We start from the raw sequence: 19,926 nt of genomic DNA, 5'->3' as shown, positions 1-19,926 counted from the left end.
CCGCTAATCTGACGATGGGTCAGCCAGTGTGAGGGGAGCGGTTTCCATGCGCGGCGACGATCTGGAGCAGGGCACCATAGGCCGGCTGGTACGGGACGCCGCCGCCCGGTACGGCGAGCACGAGGCCGTGATCGAGGGCCGCACCCGGCTGAGCTACGCCGCACTCGGCGACCGGGTCGAGCGCGCCGCCGCCGCCTGCATGGCGGCGGGCGTCGAGCGCGGCGACCGGGTCGCGATCTGGGCCCCCAACACCCTCGACTGGATCGTCTCCGCGCTCGGCGCGGTCACCGCCGGCGCGATCCTCGTACCGGTCAACACCCGCTTCAAGGCCGCCGAGACCGCCGATGTGCTCCGGCGCGGCCGGGTACGGCTGCTCTTCGTCACCGGCCCCTTCCTGGGAGTCTCGTACGCCGCCGCCCTGCGCCCCGAGCGGGCGCGCCTGCCCGGCCTTGAGCGGGTCGTGGTCCTCGCCGACGACGCCCCCGGCTCCTGCCGCACCTGGAAGGAGTTCCTCGCGGACGGCGACCGCGTCACCCGCGAGGAGGTCCGCGCCCGCGCCGACACCGTCGAACCCGGCGACCCCTCCGACATCGTCTTCACCTCGGGCACCACCGGCCGCCCCAAGGGCGCGGTCATCACCCACGCCCAGACCCTGCGCTGCTACCGCCTCTGGGCCGAGCTGGCCGGACTCCGCCAGGACGACCGCTATCTGATCGTCAACCCCTTCTTCCACACCTTCGGCTACAAGGCGGGCATCATCGCCGCCCTGACCCGAGGCGCGACCATGGTCCCCCGGCCCGTCCCCGACCTCGACACCCTCGTCGCTCACATCGCCGCGCTGCGGATATCCGTACTCCCGGGACCGCCCGCCCTTCTCCAATCCCTCCTCGACCACCCCGCCCGCCACCGCGCGGACCTCTCCTCGCTCCGGCTGACGGTCACCGGCGCGGCCGTCATCCCGCCACGCCTGGTCCAGCGGCTCCGGGACGAGCTGGGCATGGCCACCGTACTCACCGCGTACGGCCTCTCCGAGGCCTCCGGCCTCGTCACCATGTGCCGCCGCGACGACCCGCCCGCCACCGTCGCCGCCACCTCCGGCCGCGCCGTCCCTGACACCGAGATCCGGGTCCTCGCCGCCCCCGGCCACCCCGGCGAGATACTGGTGCGCGGCCCCCAGGTGATGCGCGGCTACTACGAGGACCCGGCCGCCACGGCCGCCGCCGTCGACCCCGACGGCTGGCTCCGGACCGGCGACATCGGCGTACTCGACGAGCACGGCAATCTCACCGTCACCGACCGGCTCACCGACATGTTCGTCGTCGGCGGCTTCAACGCCTACCCCGCCGAGATCGAACGCCTCCTCGGCCGCCACCCCGACCTCACCGACATCGCCGTCGTCGGAGTGCCGGACGCACGCCTCGGCGAGGTCGGCAGGGCGTACGCGGTACGGCGGCCGGGAGCCGCGCTCACGGCGGACGAGCTGATCGCCTGGGCCCGCCGGGAAATGGCCAACTACAAGGTCCCCCGCGAGGTCGAATTCCTCCCCGAACTGCCGCGCAACGCCTCGGGAAAGCTCCTCAAGACCGAGCTGCGCGCCCGCCGGGCGTCCTGACCGGGCGGGCGCGGCGAGTGGATCAGTGGGTGTACGACGAGCCGAAGCGGTCCGAGATGCCGGGGTTCATACCCAGCATCGCGGGGTTGACGGTCAGGGAGCCCTTGCCGGTCGGCCCGGAGGCCGTGGCGGGCAGCACCCACAGTTCACCGGCGCCCTTGTTCTCGCCGATGGCGGTGACGGCGAGTTCGCTGCGGCCGTCGCCGTCGGCGTCGAACAGCTTGGTGTGGGAGCCGAAGTGGTCCCTGGTCTCGGACGTGCCCGGCATGCCCGGGGTGTTCTGGGTGAACTCCTTGGCCTTGGTCGCGGTCGGGCCGCTCTTGGTGCCGCGCAGGGCGACCACCGAACCGGAGCCGACCCGGATGTCGGCGTACCGCTCCGACACGCCGATCACGATGTCGCCGTAACTGTCGCCGTCGAGGTCGCCGACGGAGACCGCCGAGCCGAAGTCGCCATCGTCCTCGGGGCTTCCCGGGATCCCGGGGCTGTCCAGGTGGAAGACGCTGCCCTTCGCGCCCGAGACGCCCTTGGCGCTGCCGGGGAGGTAGGTGACCGTGCCGCCCTTGATCCCCTTGCGGATGTGACCGGAGTAGATGTTGCCGACGACGACGTCCCGGAAGCCGTCCTTGTTCACATCGCCGACGTCGAGGCTCCGCCCGTACACCGACTTGCCCTTGCTGTCCTTGACGGCCTGCGGGGCGGCCGGCCCCTTGGCCGTTCCCTTCCAATGGACCAGCTCGGAGCTGTAGGGGTCGTCGTTCTCGTGCAGACCGAGGATGTCGGTCCTGCCGTCCTTGTTCACATCGCCGGTCTCCAGTGCGATGTACCGCACGTCTCTCGTGTTGTTCGACCGGACGCGCGTCTTGCCGGCGGGAGTCCCGTTCTTGCTGAACGGTCCGTGCCACACGGTGAGATCGCCCTTCCTTCCGCTGCCGCCCGCCAGATCCGGTCTGCCGTCGCCGTTGAAGTCACCGGCGACCAGCACCGAGCCCATCCCCTCAGGGCTCCCGCCCGTGGTTCCCGCCGGGGTCGCTCCCCGGCCGAGGCCCTTGGCGCTGCCCCAGACCACCGTCAGATCGTCGGCGGTCCCGGGGGCCGGGTGGAGGTTGTCCCGTGTCGCTCCGATCACCAGGTCCGCGTACCCGTCCCGGTCGAGATCGGCGGAGGCGAGCGTGCCGCCGAACTCGTCCCCCTTCTCGACGACCCCGGGTATCCCGCCCTTGCCCTGGCGGAGCACCTGCTTGCCCGAGGTCTTCAGCCCCGACTTCGAGCCGTACAGCACGGCGACATAGCCCGCCCGCTGCTGTCCGTCGACCGTCGCGTTGGGCGCCGCCACGGCGAGGTCCTGGTAGCCGTCGCCGTTGAAGTCGTCCCGGGACTTGCCCTTGGCCTTCTTCGCGGCGGCGGCCGATGCGGCCTTCTCCGTGGGTGCGGAAGCGGGCGCGGCGAAGGCGACCGGCGCGGTCAGGGCGGCGACGGCGGCGATGGCGGTGAGCAGTCCCAGACCTCGGGTCGTGCTGCGGGTGTTCATCTGGACCTCTTTCGGGAGAGGAGCGTGGTTGAGGGAGTTCGGACGGGCGGGGTCAGGAGGTGTAGCGGCCCCCGAAATTGAGCCCCGGCACGGACGGGATGCCGAGGAGCTTGGGCCCGTGGACGGAGGTGCCGTTGACGGTCACTCCGTTCTTGTCGGTCTTGAAGATCCAGACGGCCCCGGCCGCTCCGTCCTCGCCGGGTGCGCTGACGGCGAGTTCGTTCCGCCCGTCGCCGTTCGTGTCGAGCGTCTTGGCGGAGGAGCCGAAGGAGTCGTCCTGCTCGGCGGTGCCGGGGACGCCCTTGGTGTTCTGGTGAAGCTCCTTGGCCTTGGTGGCGGTCGGTCCGCTCTTGGTGCCGCGCAGGACGACCGCGAGGCCCGCGCGCGGCCGGCCGCTGACGGTCGCCCTCTCGGCTCCGACGGCGATGTCGCCGTACTTGTCGCCGTCGAGGTCGCCGATGGAGACCGCCGAGCCGAACGCGGGGCCGTCCTTGGGGCTGCCGGGGATGCCGGGGGTGTCCAGGTGGAACACGGTTCCGCCGGTGGGGCCCTTGGCGCCGCCCTTGAGATAGGTGAGCTGACCGCCCTTCGCCACGGGGTTGGGGTCCAGGTCTCCCTTGAACTCCAGGCCGACGGCGATGTCGTCGTAGCCGTCCTTGTTCACATCGCCGACGTCGAGACTGTCGCCCCGTACCCGGTTGTTCCGGTGGTCGGTGACCCGCTCGTAGTGGGCGGGCCCGCCGGCCGTGCCCTTCCAGAGGACGAGTTCGGGGCGGAATATGGCGTTGTCGTCCCAGCCGTGCAGACCGACGATGTCGGTTCTGCCGTCCTTGTTCACATCCCCGGCCCGCAGACCGCGCAGATCCCGGTCGTACGGGGAGGCCATGGCCTTGACCAAGGACTCCCGCTCGGGCTTGCCGTCCTTCCCGAACGGGCCGTGCAGCACCTGGAGGTCCGCGTTCCCGTGGCCGATCGCGATGTCCTGGTCGCGGTCGCCGTCGAAGTCACCGGTCACCAGGCCGGGGGCGTAGGTACTGGTCCCTTGCACGACGCTCGCCGGGGTCGCGCCACGGGCGAGGCCCTTCGGGCTGCCCCACACCACGGTGAGCTGGTGGGCGCCGTACCCGCCGGGGGCCGGAGCCTTCCCGTACGCGGCGGCGACCAGGTCGGCGTATCCGTCGCGGTTGAGGTCGGCGGAGGCGAGGGGGCCTCCGAAGCGGCCGTCGGCCACCGGCTTGCCCGGCACTCCGCCGGAGCCCTGGCGCAGGAGCTGCTTGGTCGAGGTCTTCAGCCCCGACTTCGAGCCGTACACCACGCTGACGAGACCCGTGTTGTTCGTCTTGCCGGTGTCCGCGCCGGGCACGCCGATGGCGAGATCCTGGTAGCCGTCGCCGTTGAAGTCGTCCTGCGGCTTTCCCTTGGCCTTCTTGGCGGCGGGAGCGGACGCGGGCGTGACGGGGGCGGCGAAGGCGACCGGTGCGGTCAGTGCGCCGATGGCGGCGATGGCGGTGAGCAGCCCGAGACCTCGGGCCGTACTGCGTGTGTTCATGAGCGGGCCTTTGCCGGAATGGAAGTGGTGGAAGCCGGTGGAAGAGGCGACACGGTCAGTCGGTGAGCACCGCGCCGAATCGGACCGGGTCGGGGTCGAGGCCGAGGGCCTCGGGTCCGTAGACGAAGGAGCCGTTGGGGGTGACTCCGTTCTTGTCGGTCTTGAAGACCCACATGGCTCCGGCGTCCTCGTTCTCGCCGGGTGCGCTGACGGCGAGTTCGTTCCGTCCGTCGCCGTTGGCGTCGAGTGTCTTGAGGTGGTTGCCGAAGAGGTCCCCCTTCTCGGCGGTGCCGGGGACGCCCTTGGTGTTCTGGTGGAATTCCTTGGCACCCTTGGAGGTCGGTCCGCTCGCGGTGCCGCGCAGGGTGATCACGGAGCCCGCACCGTTCTGGCCGTTGACGGTCGTCCCGACGACGCCGATGGCGATGTCCTCGTACTTGTCGCCGTCGAGGTCCCCGATGGAGACCGAGGTGCCGAAGCCGGAGTTCCATTGGGGTGTGCCGGGGACACGGGGGCTGTCCAGGTGGAAGACGCGGTTCCGGCTGCCCAGGGGGCCCTTGGCGCTGCCCTTGATGTAGGTGACCTTGCCACCCTCCGGGATGTCGCGCCCCGTTCTGCCGCCGTACAGCAGGCCGACGGCGATGTCGGCGTACCCGTCCCCGTTCACATCGCCCACATCCAGGGTGTCGCCCTTGAAGCCCCAGCCGGCGTGGTCCCTGATCCGCTCATAAGGAGCGAGGCCGGTGGGCGTGCCCTTCCAGAAGACCAGGTCGGGACGCCAGTGGTCGTCGTCGTCCCAGCCGTACAGGCCGACGATGTCGGCGATCCCGTCCCCGTTCACATCGCCCGACTTCATCCCGAAGAGCCACCGCATGTCGGAGTCTTCGGTCGGTGGAATGTACGACTCCCGTACGGGTTCGCCGCCGGTGCCGAACGGACCGTGCAGCACCCGGAGCGCGCCGCGCCCTTCGCTGGTGACGAGGTCGGGGTTGCCGTCGCCGTCGAAGTCGTCCGCCAGCAGGTGATAGGTCCCGCCTCCGAAGTCCTTCCCGGGGGCGGTGCCGCGCCCCAGCCCCTTCGGGCCGCCCCACACCACCGTCCTCAGCCCGTAGAAGGGGTTCTCGGGGTCCTCGCCCCTCCTCACCGCGATGACCAGGTCGGTGTAACCGTCGCGGTTGAAGTCGGCGGAAGTGAGGGCGGTGCCGAAGTAGTCGTTGGCCTGGGGAGTCCCCGGCACTCCTTCCGCGCCCTGGTGGAGGAGCTGCTTGCTCGCGGTGTTCAGCCCGGACTTCGAGCCGTACACCACGCTGACGTATCCGGCAGCGCCCTCCTGGCCGACGCTGCCCTGGGGGGAGCCGACGGCGAGGTCGGCGTATCCGTCTCCGTTGAAGTCGTCCTTGGGCTGCGCGGGGAGCTTCTTCGTGGCGGAGGGAGCGGCGGGTACGGGAGTGGGTGCGGCGAAGGCGACCGGAGCCGTCAGGGTGCTGATGGCGGCGATGGCGGTGAGCAGGCCCAGGCCTCGGGCCGCACTGCGGGTGTTCATCGAGAACCTTTCAGGGGGAGGGACGGGAGGGGCGGACGGCCCGGTCAGGAGGTGTACGTCGAGCCGAACATCAGCTCGTTGTCGGCGGGGAGGCCGAGGGCCCTGGGCCCGTAGACGAAGGAGCCGTTGGGGGTGACGCCGTTCTTGTCGGTCTTGAAGACCCAGACCGCCCCGGTCATGTCGTCCTCGTGCAAGGAGCTGACGGCGAGTTCGTTCCGGCCGTCGCCATTGCCGTCGATCAGGTTGACGACACCGCCGAAGCGGTCGCTCTGCTCGGCGGTGCCGGGGACGCCCTTGGTGTTCTGGTGGAACTCCTTGGCACCCTTGGAGGTCGGTCCGCTCGCGGTGCCGCGCAGGGTGATCACGGAGCCCGACATGGTCTTGCCGTCGACGGTCGTCCCGTTCGCGCCGACGGCGATGTCGCCGTAACTGTCGCCGTCGAGGTCCCCGACGGAGACCGAGACGCCGAATCCCTGGCCTGTCCTGGAGCTCCCGGGCACGCCGGGGCTGTCCAGATGGAAGACGCGGTTCCGGCTGCCCAGGGGGCCCTTGGCGCTGCCCTTGATAAAGGTGACCTGGCCGCCCTTGTGGACCCCGGGGCCGACATCGTTCGCGTACCGGATGCCGACGGCGATGTCGGCGTAGCCGTCCTTGTTCACATCGCCGACGTCGAGGCTCTCGCCGGGGATGAGCTGACGGCGGTGGTCTCCCACGTACCGATAGGGGGTGGGCCCGGTGGCCGTGCCCTTCCAGGAGACGAGCCCGGTGTGCCAGTAGCCGCCCTCGTCCCGCACATCGATCAGCCCGACGAGGTCGGTGTTTCCGTCCCCGTTCACATCGCCGGCCTTGAGGCCGATGAGGTTCCGGTACTCGTTCTCGTTCGGGTGGGGTGTCGGGACGGACGATTCGCGAGCCGGCTTGCCGAGCGCGTCGAAGGGGCCGTGCAGCACCCGCAGGACGGCATCCTGATAGCGGGCGGAGATGAGATCGGGGTTGCCGTCCCCGTCGAAGTCCCCCGCCACCAGCTCATCGCCATGATCGTTGAACCGGGTCGTCGGCTTCGCCCGCGCCAGGCCCTGCGCACCGCCCCACACCACGACCGTCTCCCCGGTGATCTTCTCCCCGGGGCGCGGCGCCTCGCCCTCCGCTCCGATCGCCAGGTCCGCGTATCCGTCGCGGTCGAAGTCGGCGGAGGTGAGAGAGGTTCCGAAGTGCTCCATGGCCCGGGGAGTCCCCGGTATCCCCTTCGATCCCTGGTGGAGGATCTGCTTGCTCGCGGTGTTCAGCCCGGACTCCGACCCGTACACCACGCTGACGTACCCGGCACTGTTCTCCTGCCCGATGCGGCCCTGGGGGGAGCCGACGGCGAGGTCCGCGTACCCGTCTCCGTTGAAGTCGTCCTTCGGCTGTGCGGGGAGTTTCTTCGAGGAGGCGGGTACGGGAGTGGGCGCGGCGGGTGCGGCGAGGGCGACCGGTGCGGTCAGGGTGCTGATGGCGGCGACGGCGGTGAGCAGTCCCAGGCCTCGGGCCGTGCTGCGGGTGTTCATCTGGAGCCTCTTTCGGGGAGAGGAGCGTGGTGTACGGAGTCGGGGACTGCCAGGTCAGGGGGTGTACACCTGGCCGTACTGGATCGATCCGGACTCCTCGTCGAAGGAATCGGACCGGAGGGCGAAGGAGCCCTTGGCGGTGACTCCGTTCTTGTCGGTCTTGAAGACCCAGATCGCCCCGCGGTTTCTGTCCTCGCCCGGTGTGCCGACGACGAGTTCCCCGCGCCCGTCGCCGTCGGCGTCGAGGATCTTGGTCCGGCTGCCGAGACGGCCCTCGGCGGTGCCCTCGATGTAGGTGACCTTGCCACCGCTGGCGCTGTTGTCCAGGCGGCCGACGGCGATGTCGTCGCGGCCGTCGTTGTTCACATCGCCGACGGCGAGGCTGTCGCCCCAGATGGGCTGACGGCGGTGGTCCGTGACCTTCTGATAGGGGGAGAGACCGTCGGCCGTGCCCTTCCAGAGGATGAGTTCGACATTCAAGCGGCGCTTCTCGTTCACTGATTGATACCGGCTGACGAGGTCGGCGATCCCGTCCCCGTTCACATCAGCGGCCTTGAGATCAAAGTGATCCCACTCGCCTTCCTTGGTGCCGTGGGGCATCGGGACGGACGATTCGCGGGCGGGCTCGGCCGCGGTGTCGAACGGGCCGTGCAGCACGCGGAGGTTCTTCTTCGAGCGGTCGACGGATACGAGGTCGGGGTTGCCGTCGCCGTCGAAGTCCGCCGTCAGCAGCCGGCTGCCGCTGTCGTCGATCGTGGCCAGCAAATGCCCGCTGTCCGGCAGCCCCTGCGCGCTGCCCCACGCCACCATGGTTTCCCCGAGACCTCCCTCATCCTCGTACCAACTCAGGCCCGGTGCCCCGATGACCAGGTCCGTGTATCCGTCACGATTGAGGTCGGCCGAGGTCAGAGCGGCTCCAAAACGGGCTGTGTCGTACTGGCCCCCCTGGGTGAGGAGCTTGGTGCCCGAGGGCTTCAGCCCGGACTTCGAGCCGTACGACACGGTGACGAAACCGGCGCGGTCCGCGAAGGCGACCCGGCCCTCGGGGACACCGACGACGAGGTCCGCGTACCCGTCCCCGTTGAAGTCGTCCTTGGCGGCGGTGGGCGCGGTGGGCGCGGTGGGCGCGGAGGGCGCGGCGGGTACGGGAGTGGGCGCGGTGGGTGCGGCGAGGGCGACCGGTGCGGTCAGGGTGCTGATGGCGGCGACGGCGGTGAGCAGTCCCAGGCCTCGGGTCGTGCTGCGGGTGTTCATCTGTGAGCCTCTTTCGGGGTCGGCCGGTCAGGAGGTGTACGTCGAGCCGAACATCAGCCCCTTCTCGGCGGGGAGGCCGAGTTCCTTGGGTCCGTAGACGAAGGAGCCGTTGGGGGTGACTCCGTTCTTGTCGGTCTGGAAGACCCAGACCGCACCGGTCGCGTAGTCCTCGTGCAAGGAGCTGACGGCGAGTTCGTTCCGTCCGTCGCCGTCGGTGTCGAGGGCCTTGGTCCGGGCGCCGAAGCGGTCGTCCTGTTCGGCGGTGCCGGGGACGCCCTTCGTGTTCTGGTGGAACTGCTTGGAGCCGGTGGAGGTCGGTCCGTTCTTGGTGCCGCGCAGGGTGATCACGGAGCCGGCGTACTTCTTGCCGTCGACGGTCGTCCCGTTCGCGCCGGCCACGATGTCGCCGTAACCGTCGCCGTTGAGGTCCCCGATGGCGACTGACGCACCGAATCCGGAGCCGCGCTCGGGGGTTCCCGCGACGCGGGGGCTGTCCAGGTGGAAGACCTTGTTCCGGCTGCCGATGCGGCCCTCGGCGGTGCCCTTGATGTAGGTGACCTTGCCGCCCACGGGTATCTCGCCGCCGCTTCTGGTCCGGTGCATGAGGCCGAGGGCGATGTCGTCGCGGCCGTCGTCGTTCACATCGCCGACGTCGAGGCTGTGGCCCCCGAAGAGCTGACCTCGGTGATCGGCCACGGGCTCGTAGGGGGCGGGACCGCTGGGTGTGCCCTTCCAGAGGTGGACTGAGGATCCCGAGGTCGCATCGTCGCCCCTCCACTGATACAGGCCGACGATGTCCGTGATGCTGTCCCCGTTCACGTCACCCGCTTTGAGATCCCAGGAATCCGCGTAGTCACCCTCGTAGGGGTAGGGCAACGGGAGGGATGATTCGCGGGCGGGCTCGGCGGCGGCGTCGAAGGGGCCGTGCAGCACCCGGATTTCTTCCTTTCTCTGATCGAGGGATGCCAGGTCGGGGTTGCCGTCGCCGTTGAAGTCCCCCGCCAGCAGCGGGACACCCTCGTTCTTGAACCGGGCCGCCTGATCCGTCCCGCGCGCCAGGCCCTTCGCGCTGCCCCACACCACGACGGTCTCCCCGTAGCGGTTCCACCCGGAGAGCGAAATCCTGGTCGACATCCTGATGACCAGATCCGCGTATCCGTCGCGGTTGAGATCTGCGGAGGCGAGGGAACTCCCGAAGTACTGGGAGAGCTGGGGTGTCCCCGGTATCCCCTCCGCGCCTTGGTGCAGGATCTGCTTGCTCGCGGTGTTCAACCCGGACTTCGAGCCGTACACCACGCTGACGTATCCGGCGGCGGGTTCCTGGCCGACGCTGCCCCCGGGGGTACCGATGGCGAGGTCGGCGTATCCGTCCCCGTTGAAGTCGTCCTTGGGCTGTGCGGGGAGTTTCTTCGAGGCGGGGGGAGCGGACACGGGCGCGGCGAGGGCGACCGGTGCGGTCAGGGTGCCGATGGCGGCGAGGGCGGTGAGCAGCCCCAGACCTCGGGTCGCGCTGCGGGTGTTCATCTGGAGGCTCTTTCGGAAGCTGGGTGGCGGGCGGAGGGTGTACGAGCCGGTCAGGAGGTGTACACCGAGCCGAAATTGAGATGCGGGGTGATCTGGAGTCCGAGGATCTTGGGGCCGTAGACGAAGGAGCCGTTGGGGGTGACTCCGTTTTTGTCGGTCTTGAAGACCCAGACCGATCCGGCGTGGTGGTTCTCCCACGGCGCGCTGACGGCGAGTTCGTCGCGCCCGTCGCCGTCGGTGTCGAGCGTCTTGGTGCGAAGGCCGAAGCGGTCGCCCTTCTCGGCGGTGCCGGGTACGCCCTTGGTGTTCTGGTGGAGTTCCTTGGAGCCGGTGGAGGTCGGTCCACTCCTGGTGCCGCGCAGGGTGATCACGGAACCCGCGCCGTTCCGGCCGTCGACGGCCATCCAGCCGACGCCGACCACGATGTCCTCGTAGCCGTCTCCGTCGAGGTCCGCGACGGAGACCGAGGCGCCGAAGCCGGAGTTGAACTTGGGTGTGCCGGGTACACGGGGGCTATCCAGATGGAAGACGCGATTCCGGCTGCCCAGGGGGCCCTGGGCGCTGCCCCGGACAAAGGTGACCTGGCCACCCGGGGGGATCTCGGGTCCGTCGTACTGCTCGCGTGTGTAACCGACGGCGATGTCGGCGTAACCGTCCTTGTTCACATCGCCCACATCGAGGCTCTCGCCCCAGATGGCCTGACGGCGGTGGTCCGTGACGGGCCGGAAGGCGGTGGGACCGTCGGGCGTGCCCCGCCAGAGGACGAGGTGGTGATTCAGATCTCCCACGGTGTCGTCGTCCCAGGTGTAGAGGCCGACGATGTCGGTGATTCCGTCGCCGTCCACATCCCCGGACTTGATCTCGCCGAGCGATCGGCGCGGGTGGGGGACAGACGGCGGGACGGACGATTCCCGGGTGGGCCCGCCGGCGGCGTCGAAGGGGCCGTACAGCACCCGCAGACCGCCGTCCTCGGCACCGGATGCGAGGTCGGCGTTGCCGTCACCGTCGAAGTCGCCCGTCAGCAGCCGCCCGCCCTGCTCATCGAACCGGGTCGCCGGAGTCGCCCCGCGCGCCAGGCCCTTCGCGCTTCCCCACACCACGAGCGCCCGTTTTCTGTACTGCATCCCGACGGCCAGGTCCGCGTATCCGTCACGGTTGAAGTCGGCCGAGGCGAGGTAACTCCCGAACCTGTCTGGGGCGGAAGACTCCGGTATTCCTTCGGCTCCCTGGAAAAGGACCTGGGTGTCCGAGAGGTTCGGGCCGGACTTCGAGCCGTACGTCACCGTGACGTACCCGGATTCGGCCCTCAGCCCGAGATGACCGTTGGGGGTGCCGACGGCGAGGTCCGCGTACCCGTCCCCGTTGAAGTCGTCCTTCGGCTGCGCCGGGAGCCCCTTCGCGGTGGCTGCCGTGGGCGGGGCCCCGGGCGCGGCGAAGGCGACCGGAGCCGTCAGGGTGCCGATCGCCGCGACGGCGGTGAGCAGCCCCAGGCTCTGGGTGACGCAGCGTGAGTTCATAAATACCCTCATAGGACGGTCATCGTGACGGATGTGCAGAGAAAGGATGTGACTGCCATAAGGCGACTCACGTCCCTCCTTGACCCTTGAGAATCCGGAAGGGTTGCATCACCACCACGTGATATCCCGCCGCCCCCGTGATGGGGTTCCGGCCAACCCGCCCTCCGGGGCAACCCGGACCCTCTCGATCGGGTCACTCCCGGTGACAGAGGGCGGGTTGCGGTATCCGGCCAACCTCTCCTCGCCGATCAACCCTTATCTCCTGGTTTGCGGTCATTCCTCGTGATCACGAAAAGAGTCCGCCGGGTGCGGGCAACTACCCCAGGAACAGAGGCACATGACAACCAGGAGAACAGCGCGCACGGGCATCGTGGCCCTCGCCGCGGCGGCGGTCGCCGCCACCGCGTTCACCGTCCCCGCCCAGGCCGACGCGCACGCCCCGAAGAAGCCCAAGCGCCACGCGGCGACCCAGCGCGCGATGGACGACCTGGTGAAGGCGGGCACCCCCGGAGTCATCGCCCAGCTGCGGACCGGCTCCGGTGTCTGGAACGCCACCTCGGGCGTCTCGGACGTCACCACCGGCAAGCCCCGCTCCGCCAAGGAGCGCTACCGCATCGCCAGCATCACGAAGACCTTCGTCGCCGCCGTCCTCCTCGACCAGGAGGCGGACGGACTGCTCAGCCTGGACGACACCGTCGACACATGGCTGCCCGGGGTCGTCCGGGGCAATGGCAACGACGGCCGGAAGATGACCGTACGCCAACTCCTCAACCACAGCGCCGGACTCTTCGAGTACTCCGCCGACCCCGAATACTTCCGCAAGCACTACACCAAGGCCTACCTCAAGCACCGCTACGACACCTGGACCCCGCTCCAGACGATCCGCGTCGGCCTCGCCCACAAGCCCGACTTCGCCCCGGGGGCCATGCACGCGTACTCCAACACCGGCTACGTCCTGGCCGGCCTGGTCATCGAGAAGGCCTCCGGCAACTCCTACGCCCACGAGGTCCGCAAGCGGATCCTCAAGCCCCTGGGGCTGCGCGACACCACGCTCCCCGGGAACAGCGTCAGCATGCCCAACCCGCACAGCAAGGCGTACGGCAACCTCTCCGAGGACCCCAACAAGCTCGACGTCCACGACGTCACCGAGCAGAACGGCTCACAGGCCTTCGCCGACGGCGACATCATCTCCACCAACAGCGATGTGACCCGCTTCCTCCAGGCACTGCTGAGCGGTGAGCTGCTCCCCGCGAAGCAACTCGCCGCGATGAAGGCCATGCTCCCCAACAAGGGGCCCATCACCTCCTACGACGAGTACGGCCTCGGCCTCTACAGCCTCAAGACCAGCTGCGGCGTCAAGGTCTGGGGCCACAGCGGCGGCGCGTCGGGCGCCGGGTCCGAGGTGGTCGGCACGGAGGACGGCAAGAAGGTGTTCGCCCTCAACATCAACGGCGACTGGGACTGGTCCGACCAGATCCGCGACTCCGCCTTCTGCGGCACCAAGACCAAGTCGGCCGCCCCCGCCTTCAAGCCACTCCGCTGACGTCCGCCCGGGGTACGGCCGGGGCCCCTGGGGTTCCAGGGGTCCCGGTGCAGCCGGTACCTCGGATCGCGCGGCTCACAGAAGCGGCGTTCCCTCGGCCGACCCCGTCAACGCCGTGTACGCGAACTCGGCCCGGCGGGCTTCGGAGCTGCCCTCCGGGGCATGGGCGAGGAAGCCGTCGGCACTCCCGTTGTAGGTGATCCTGCCGTTGACCAGGACGGTCACATGGTTCGCCTCGTCGGCGAGATCGGCGATGTCATGGGTGGACATCAGGACCCGTACGTCGTCCGTGGCCAGTCGGAGAACGAGATCGCGGAATACGCGGCGCTGGGTGGGGTCCATACCGGCGGTTGGTTCGTCGAGGAGCAGAGTGCCGGCGCCGTGGACCAGGGCCGAGGCGACACCGACGCGGCGGAGCTGTCCTCCGGACAGATGCCGGGTCTTGACGTCGGACTGGTCCCGGAGCTGGACCTTCGCCAGGGCGGTGGCCGCCGCTTCCCACGCGGAGCTGCGGCTCATCCCCTTCAACCAGCCCGTGTACGCGACCTGCTCCCTCGCGGTGAGACCGGTCATCGCGGTGATCTGCTGAGGCATCCAGGCGACTCGCCGGAGGAAGCGGCGGTCGTGCGAGGGCAGTTCGCCGAGCCGGACCGCGCCGGTTCGAGGCTGGTTCAAACCGCAGGCGAGGCGCAGCGCGGTCGACTTTCCCGCTCCATTGGGGCCGAGGAGGACCGTGAACCCGTCGGGTACGGAGTAGGAGAGGGAGTTCAGCACGGCCGGGCGGGACCGCCCGTAGGAGTACGAGACCGAGTCCAGTTCGACGGTCGGCATGACGGAGCCTGATTCTGTGAGCATCGATTCCGTGTGAAGGGCGGGCCCACACGGACTGTCGGATGGAGCGTCCGCCGGACGCGTTCAGGGCGTCGGCGGTCGTACGAGCAGCAGCACGAAGACTCCCGCGATCAGCGCGGCAGCGGATTGGGCGAGCGCGACCGGATGGGTCGCGGAGTGTTCGAGGACCGACCAGAAGCGCGGGTTGCGATAGGCGTCGCTGCCGAGGAACACGGAGAGGAAGACCCAGCCGATCGGCACGGCCGGAGCCGCCTGGGGGAAGAGGCCGTGCGCGATCAGCATCAGACCGGTCAGAAAGGCCGTGTTCCGGCCCACCGCGTAGGCCCCGCTGTCGGCCGAGGGGGCCAGTGCTCCGATCGTCAGTCCGGCGAGAGCGGCGAAGAGCACGACAGCGAGCACAAGGGTCAGATCCATGCGGCGCACCGGACGCTCCGGTCGCCACTCGGCCTCCGGCAGACGGCAGGTGAGGGTGTGGTGAAGAGCGGCGACCAGAGGAACCGGCAGAAAAATCAGCAGACGCACCGAGGCGCTGCCGCCGGCCAGTGAGGGGAGCGTCGCCGTCCACGGGCGGGCCATGGACAGGAGCAGCAGGAAGAGCAGGCAGACAGGGGCGAGGACGGTGTGAATACGACGGGCCTTGAGCCACCAGATCACGAGGCGGACTCCTCGCCGGTGACGAGCAGGCAGGCTTGGGACAGTTCGCGCTCGTACCAGGACACCTGATCGCGAGCGGACAGCCGTTCGGCCTTGTCTGCGCGCGCGACCACCGCGTCGAGGATTTCGCGGGGATTTTCCAACTCGACGTACTGGCTCTTGCGCCATGCCATGAAGGGTTTTTCGACATTCGCGGTGCGAGCCATCCACAGCTTCGCCGCATCGGCGTGGACGATGTACGCGGGCTCCTTCGCACTCCCGAACGAGACGGGAAGCCGACAGGGGAACCGGGCCACGGCCATGGCGACGGAATGGCGCACATACTGGGCGCCGCCCTTGTCGCGGCTGATCTGCCGAGTCAACGGAAGCTGCCATTCCTGAGCTGTGGAGCGGCTGCCGGGACGTCCCTCCGTGTCGCGGATTCTCGCCGGGACGCTGACCTTGACGCCACTCCGCTCAATGTCCCGGAGCGTTTTCACGATTTCCTCCCGGACGGAGGGGAGATGCTGGGCGGAGCCGCCGAATTCGGCCATGCACACGCTGGGAGTTTTCCCGAGACAGACCTCAGTGGCGTGGCCTGCGGTGGACGGCGGCTCCAGGGACCACCGGTCGGCCGCGCCGGCCGCCGTACTCACCAGCACCGCGGCGAGTGCTGTGACTCCGGTACGGAGCACCACCCGGCGGCCGGCCGTTCGCGGCCGAACCCACCACACGGCGACAGCCGCGGCCACGGCTCCGCAGAAGACCAGCGGCATCAGCACCGCTTCATAGGTCAGATACGAACCGAACTCGACGGACCATCGCCGCGCGAGGACATTTCCCGGCCAGGCCGGCTCGGTGTAGGTGACGGTGAAGGCGACCATGTACCAGCACCCGGCGGCCAGCGCGGGCGCGGCGATCGTCCGTGGAACACGCAGTCCGACGGCGAAGCCGACGGCGCTGAACGCGAGCACGACTCCTACCCCGACGGCAACAGGAAGCAGCGCTCGCGGGTCCGGTGCGAGCCGGAACTCGATCAGCCCGCCCACTGCGGGGATCACCAACATCAACGACGCGGCGACGGACGACGGAAGCAGCGCCTCGGCGGCGATCCGAAGGCGCGAGCGCGCCGGAGCCAGCTCCCACACCCCGTCCCGGCGCAGACGGCCCGCCTCCCAGGCACCCAGAGCGGAAGCCAGCGCGAAGGCGAACGCGTAGAAGTGCTCGGTGGCTTCGAGGACGACGGAGGGGGCCCAGTGCAGCTCTGCGCGTTGGCTGCTGAAAGCCCCGGTCGCGATGTGCAGTCCCCAGATGTAGTACAGCAGGACGATGCCCAGCCAGAGCGGGGCGGTCCACAGCGCCGCCGAGGTCTTCAGGAGGGAGCGGAGTCTCAAGTGAAGTGATCTTCCGTGCGGGCCGCATGCGCCGAGCGCGGCGGAACAGGCCTCGGCACACGCGGCCGAGTCTGTGTTGCGGCGATGAGGGCCGGCCGGCGGGCGTCGTGCCGACCGCCACCTTTCGGCGAAAGCCGGAGGGAGGTGTGCCCACCGGTAAAACGGCGAATCCCCCGATTCGAATAGTTGGTCGGTTGTGACTCCATCACGGCCCCAGCCGTACGGCTAGGACGGAGGCCACACCTCCGTATTTATCGGCGGGGGCTTTATATTGTCCGTAAATCGCTGTCGAGTGGAGAACTGGCACCCTGAAGCGCTGAAAAGGCGAGAGGGCATCTGAAAGCGGCCTCGGTTTCACTGGCTCATTTCAGCTCATCGACACCAGCCGCATCCTGGCCCGGACCTTCCCCTCACCGGCCCTGCTGATCTTGTTCCGCTCGGCCACCGCCTCCCACTCCCGCCCACCCCGCGGAGGCCGCAGCGTACAGCGCGTACCGCACTCACTGGTCCGGGGGATGTTCTTTTCGGGCACGGCAACTCCTCTCTGTAGTGAATTGACTACCAGGAGATTCAGAGTGGGCTAGAGTCCAAGAGTCTTCAACTTGCGTTAACTGCTCGGGTAGTTAGGGGGTATTCCGTTGCATCGGAAAGAACTGGACCCGGAGTCGTCGGCGGCGGCAGCGTTCGGAGAACGTATCCGCAGGCACCGGGACGAACACGGCTGGACCCAGGAAGAGCTGGGAAAGCGGATGGGGTGCTCCGGCACGCATATCTCGGCGGTGGAAACTGGCCGTCGTCCACCAACTCGCCGATTCGCGGAGAGGGCCGACAGGGTGTTCGGCACCGGCGACAGGCTCGAACGCCAGAGCAGGGCCGTGCGGCACACGGCAGTGCTTGAGGGGTTCCCGGAGTACGTCACGCACGAGATGCGCGCGGCGGAGGTCAGGCTCTACGAGGTCGGCATCATCCCGGGAATCCTCCAGACAGCGGAGTACGCCTCAGCGCTCACCGTACGTACCGTCGAGCGGGGTGCGATCACCTCCGAGCAGGGAGACGAACGGATGTCGCTCATCAAAGAGCGACAGGCCGCGCTCCTTCGGACACCGCCACCGCTGGTCTTCGTGGTCCTCGACGAAAGCTGTCTCAGAGTCCCGGTTGGCAGTCCCGAAGTCATGGACGCCCAGTTGGCGCGTCTGATCGAGTTCGCCGCGCTGCCGAACACCGTGCTCCAGGTCGCCCCTTTCGCCATGGGTGACCGTCGCTCGATCCGCTTGCCGCTCTACATTCTGACGACGCAGAGCCGGTCTCTTGTCTCCTACGCGGAGTCCGCCCATCGGGGCCAGCTCGAAAGGGAAACCTCTTCCGTAGTACCCATACTGACGGCCTATCATCAGCTCCAGGCTGAAGCACTCTCCCAAGCGGCATCCGTGGCCATGATCAACCAGCTACGAAAGGGCACCCCGTGACGACCGAACCTCCCCGCTGGGTCAAGTCCTCCTACAGCGACAACGGCGGCGCGTGCGTCGAGTGGGCCCCGGCGAGCGTGTCCACCGCCGGTGTCGTCCCTGTCCGTGACAGCAAGCGGACTGACGGCCCCGTTCTGATGCTCACCCCTGCCGCTTTCGCCGGGCTGGTAGCGCTCGCTCGAAACACCGATGTGAGCTGACGGCCCCCGGCCCTGGTGAACCCCGTTCGGCGACCGAGCCGGCTGCCGTCGACCAAGGACTTGTTCATCGAGTGCGGCGTGTGTCTGGCACGACTCGTTTGAGCGGCGGCTGAAAGGTTCAGAGACCGGGCTGCGGTGAGGAGTGTTGGGCCTCTACCGTGGGTCAGCCGAAAGGGGACCGGGAACGTGCAGTCGAGGAGATGCCTTGGATCCGGTATCGATGGGAGTGCTGGCGGCGCTGGCAGGCGGGGCCGGGGGCGAGCTGGGGCGGCAGGCATGGGCGGCGCTGAGCGAGTTGGTGCGGAGACCGTTCGGCGGGCAGGTGGAAGCCGCGGCACCCGGGGAGGCTGAGTTGGCGGCGCTGAGCGAGGCGCCGGGCGAACAGGTACGGGCGGAAGCGCTGAGTGGTGCCCTCGCCGCGCGGGCGGTCGTTGACCCGGAGTTCGCTGCCGCGCTGGACTCGTGGCGTGGCCGGGTGCCGGCGTTGGTCGAGGGCTCGGTGACCAACACGGTCAGCGGCGGTACCCAGTATGGATCGGTGATCCAGGGGCGGGACTTCTCCGGCATCACCTTCAGCAATCCCGGAGTTCCTCCGGCGCGGGAGACGCGGGAGAGCTGAAGGCGCTTGGGTTGCCCCGGGGAGTGCCGTGTGCACTGGCGGATTGCCTGATGTACGCATTCAGGTGTGCCCGGTATCGTTGAGGCTACTGTCAGTGATGCTGTGGGACTGGAGGCAGTCGTGGCCCGCGCATGGGAAGCCGATCCGTCCGCGTTATTCGTCAAGCGTCTCGGTAAATCGGCGGCGGAGCTGGGCAACTCCAAAGACGACGACGAGTGCCCGGACATCTGGCAGCTGAGCAACGGTGACGTTGCCGTGATCGGCCGCGATCTCACCGCGCACTACCGATCGTGCCTGCCGGCCGAGGTGAACCTTGGGCCGGACGAGCGGCTGGTCGTCATCCCGGGCAACATGCTGAGTGCGGCGAAGGCGGACATTCCCGATGCTTGATCTTCTTGCTCCTGGACTTCCGGACGATCTGGGTGAGCGACTCACCCGTGAGGACTACAAGCGTGACTTCCGGGAGCGGCGCGCGGTGATCCGCGACGGGGAGTCCTGGAAACTGGAACGGTTGCAGCACTTCGAGGAGACGAACGACGACAGCCGGGAGGCTCTGCGCCAGGGGGACTGGCCGGCAGTGCTGCGGCTGTTCGAGGCTGAGCGTGACGCCTTGGTCCGAAAAGCCAGGGACGAAGCGTCGCGCGGGGCGGTCTTTCATCGTATTCGTGTGGTTGAGGAGCCGCTGACGCCGTATGTGCAGTGGGAGCTTCACTGGCTACGGCTGAGCGCGGAATGCGAGCATTCCGTTCGCGTCCTGCCTGCTTCCTCGGTCGCCGCCGCAGAGGGCGATGCGCTGCTGCCGGAGTTGAACCTTCTGGACAGTCGGACTCTGTACCGTGTGCAGTACACGGCTGCCGGTCAACCGGACGGGGCGATTCGCTTCACCGATCCCAGCACCGTGAGGAACTGGGCGGAGTACCTTCAGGAACTGTACGCGGCCGCGGAGGACGTCCAGGCGTACTTCGACCGTGCCGTGGCCGACCTGCCTCCGCCGCCCGCGGCCTGACGAAGGCGCATCGACCGACGTGCCCACAGAGGACAGCAGACGACCCGGGGACTCGCGGAACGACCTCTCCGGGTCGTCTCGCGATGTCGTGCAGGCCGGGAGCGTCACTGGTGACATCCACTTCCATCAGGTGTCC

Annotated in this window: 18 protein-coding genes; 7 read left to right on the top strand and 11 right to left on the bottom strand. The window is 68.8% G+C overall.

Annotated elements, in window-relative coordinates:
• The first annotated feature begins 46 nt into the window (after positions 1-46).
• Positions 47-1,612, top strand: coding sequence for a FadD3 family acyl-CoA ligase (locus IE247_RS09195; RefSeq protein WP_190122458.1), 1,566 nt, complete (start codon positions 47-49; stop codon positions 1,610-1,612).
• A gap of 22 nt (positions 1,613-1,634) precedes the next feature.
• Here IE247_RS09195 and IE247_RS09190 read toward each other — a convergent pair whose 3' ends face one another.
• The 7 genes from IE247_RS09190 to IE247_RS09160 are packed head-to-tail and all read right to left on the bottom strand — an operon-like array spanning position 1,635 to position 12,077.
• The gene (locus IE247_RS09190) at positions 1,635-3,143 is read right to left on the bottom strand and encodes an FG-GAP-like repeat-containing protein (protein WP_190122457.1); all 1,509 of its coding nucleotides are present in this window, start codon (positions 3,141-3,143) and stop codon (positions 1,635-1,637) included.
• Positions 3,144-3,195: 52 nt separating this feature from the next.
• Positions 3,196-4,692, bottom strand: a complete 1,497-nt coding sequence (locus IE247_RS09185; protein ID WP_190122456.1) for an FG-GAP-like repeat-containing protein — start codon at positions 4,690-4,692, stop codon at positions 3,196-3,198.
• 55 nt (positions 4,693-4,747) lie between these two features.
• Complete coding sequence (locus IE247_RS09180) at positions 4,748-6,235, bottom strand: FG-GAP-like repeat-containing protein (RefSeq protein WP_190122455.1); 1,488 nt, start codon at positions 6,233-6,235, stop codon at positions 4,748-4,750.
• A gap of 44 nt (positions 6,236-6,279) precedes the next feature.
• A complete protein-coding gene (locus IE247_RS09175) occupies positions 6,280-7,782 on the bottom strand; it encodes an FG-GAP-like repeat-containing protein (protein WP_190122454.1) in 1,503 nt (500 codons plus the stop codon).
• Positions 7,783-7,836: 54 nt separating this feature from the next.
• A complete protein-coding gene (locus tag IE247_RS09170; protein WP_190122453.1) occupies positions 7,837-9,036 on the bottom strand; it encodes an FG-GAP-like repeat-containing protein in 1,200 nt (399 codons plus the stop codon).
• A gap of 27 nt (positions 9,037-9,063) precedes the next feature.
• Entirely contained in the window at positions 9,064-10,560 is a 1,497-nt protein-coding gene (locus tag IE247_RS09165) for an FG-GAP-like repeat-containing protein (RefSeq protein WP_190122452.1), read from the bottom strand.
• A gap of 50 nt (positions 10,561-10,610) precedes the next feature.
• Positions 10,611-12,077, bottom strand: a complete 1,467-nt coding sequence (locus IE247_RS09160) for an FG-GAP and VCBS repeat-containing protein (protein WP_190122451.1) — start codon at positions 12,075-12,077, stop codon at positions 10,611-10,613.
• 337 nt (positions 12,078-12,414) lie between these two features.
• Between IE247_RS09160 and IE247_RS09155 the strand changes: the two genes are divergently transcribed.
• Entirely contained in the window at positions 12,415-13,620 is a 1,206-nt protein-coding gene (locus tag IE247_RS09155; protein ID WP_190122450.1) for a serine hydrolase domain-containing protein, read from the top strand.
• Positions 13,621-13,695: 75 nt separating this feature from the next.
• Here IE247_RS09155 and IE247_RS09150 read toward each other — a convergent pair whose 3' ends face one another.
• From IE247_RS09150 to IE247_RS09135, 4 genes are all read right to left on the bottom strand, one after another.
• On the bottom strand, positions 13,696-14,475 hold the full coding sequence (locus tag IE247_RS09150) for an ABC transporter ATP-binding protein (protein WP_229868924.1): 780 nt from the start codon (positions 14,473-14,475) through the stop codon (positions 13,696-13,698).
• A 60-nt stretch (positions 14,476-14,535) separates the two neighbouring features.
• Positions 14,536-15,126: a hypothetical protein gene (locus IE247_RS09145; RefSeq protein WP_229868921.1), complete on the bottom strand. Its 591-nt coding sequence runs from the start codon at positions 15,124-15,126 to the stop codon at positions 14,536-14,538.
• On the bottom strand, positions 15,123-16,499 hold the full coding sequence (locus tag IE247_RS09140) for a hypothetical protein (protein ID WP_190122449.1): 1,377 nt from the start codon (positions 16,497-16,499) through the stop codon (positions 15,123-15,125). Before IE247_RS09140 ends, IE247_RS09145 begins: the two co-directional genes overlap by 4 nt.
• Positions 16,500-16,866: 367 nt before the next feature.
• Positions 16,867-17,031 (bottom strand): hypothetical protein, encoded by a 165-nt coding sequence (locus IE247_RS09135; protein WP_190122448.1) that lies wholly within the window; start codon positions 17,029-17,031, stop codon positions 16,867-16,869.
• Between the two features lie 106 nt (positions 17,032-17,137).
• On the opposite strand from IE247_RS09135, the gene IE247_RS09130 reads away from it, so the two are divergent.
• The 5 genes from IE247_RS09130 to IE247_RS09110 all read left to right on the top strand — a co-directional run bounded on the left by IE247_RS09130 (position 17,138) and on the right by IE247_RS09110 (position 19,790).
• A complete protein-coding gene (locus IE247_RS09130) occupies positions 17,138-17,965 on the top strand; it encodes a helix-turn-helix domain-containing protein (RefSeq protein WP_190122447.1) in 828 nt (275 codons plus the stop codon).
• Entirely contained in the window at positions 17,962-18,165 is a 204-nt protein-coding gene (locus IE247_RS09125) for a DUF397 domain-containing protein (RefSeq protein ID WP_190122446.1), read from the top strand. Before IE247_RS09130 ends, IE247_RS09125 begins: the two co-directional genes overlap by 4 nt.
• 205 nt (positions 18,166-18,370) lie before the next feature.
• Positions 18,371-18,784 carry a hypothetical protein gene (locus tag IE247_RS09120; RefSeq protein ID WP_190122445.1) on the top strand — a complete coding sequence of 138 codons (414 nt, stop codon included), beginning with the start codon at positions 18,371-18,373 and terminating at the stop codon, positions 18,782-18,784.
• A 120-nt stretch (positions 18,785-18,904) separates the two neighbouring features.
• Positions 18,905-19,174, top strand: a complete 270-nt coding sequence (locus IE247_RS09115; RefSeq protein WP_181801291.1) for a hypothetical protein — start codon at positions 18,905-18,907, stop codon at positions 19,172-19,174.
• A complete protein-coding gene (locus IE247_RS09110; protein ID WP_190122444.1) occupies positions 19,167-19,790 on the top strand; it encodes a DUF6879 family protein in 624 nt (207 codons plus the stop codon). The genes IE247_RS09115 and IE247_RS09110 overlap by 8 nt, the downstream gene beginning before the upstream one ends.
• Positions 19,791-19,926: the final 136 nt, after the last annotated feature.

It is taken from the genome of Streptomyces inusitatus (assembly GCF_014651115.1).
In the GTDB taxonomy this organism is placed as follows: domain Bacteria; phylum Actinomycetota; class Actinomycetes; order Streptomycetales; family Streptomycetaceae; genus Streptomyces; species Streptomyces amakusaensis.
This window is presented reverse-complemented; position numbering and strand designations above follow the sequence as displayed.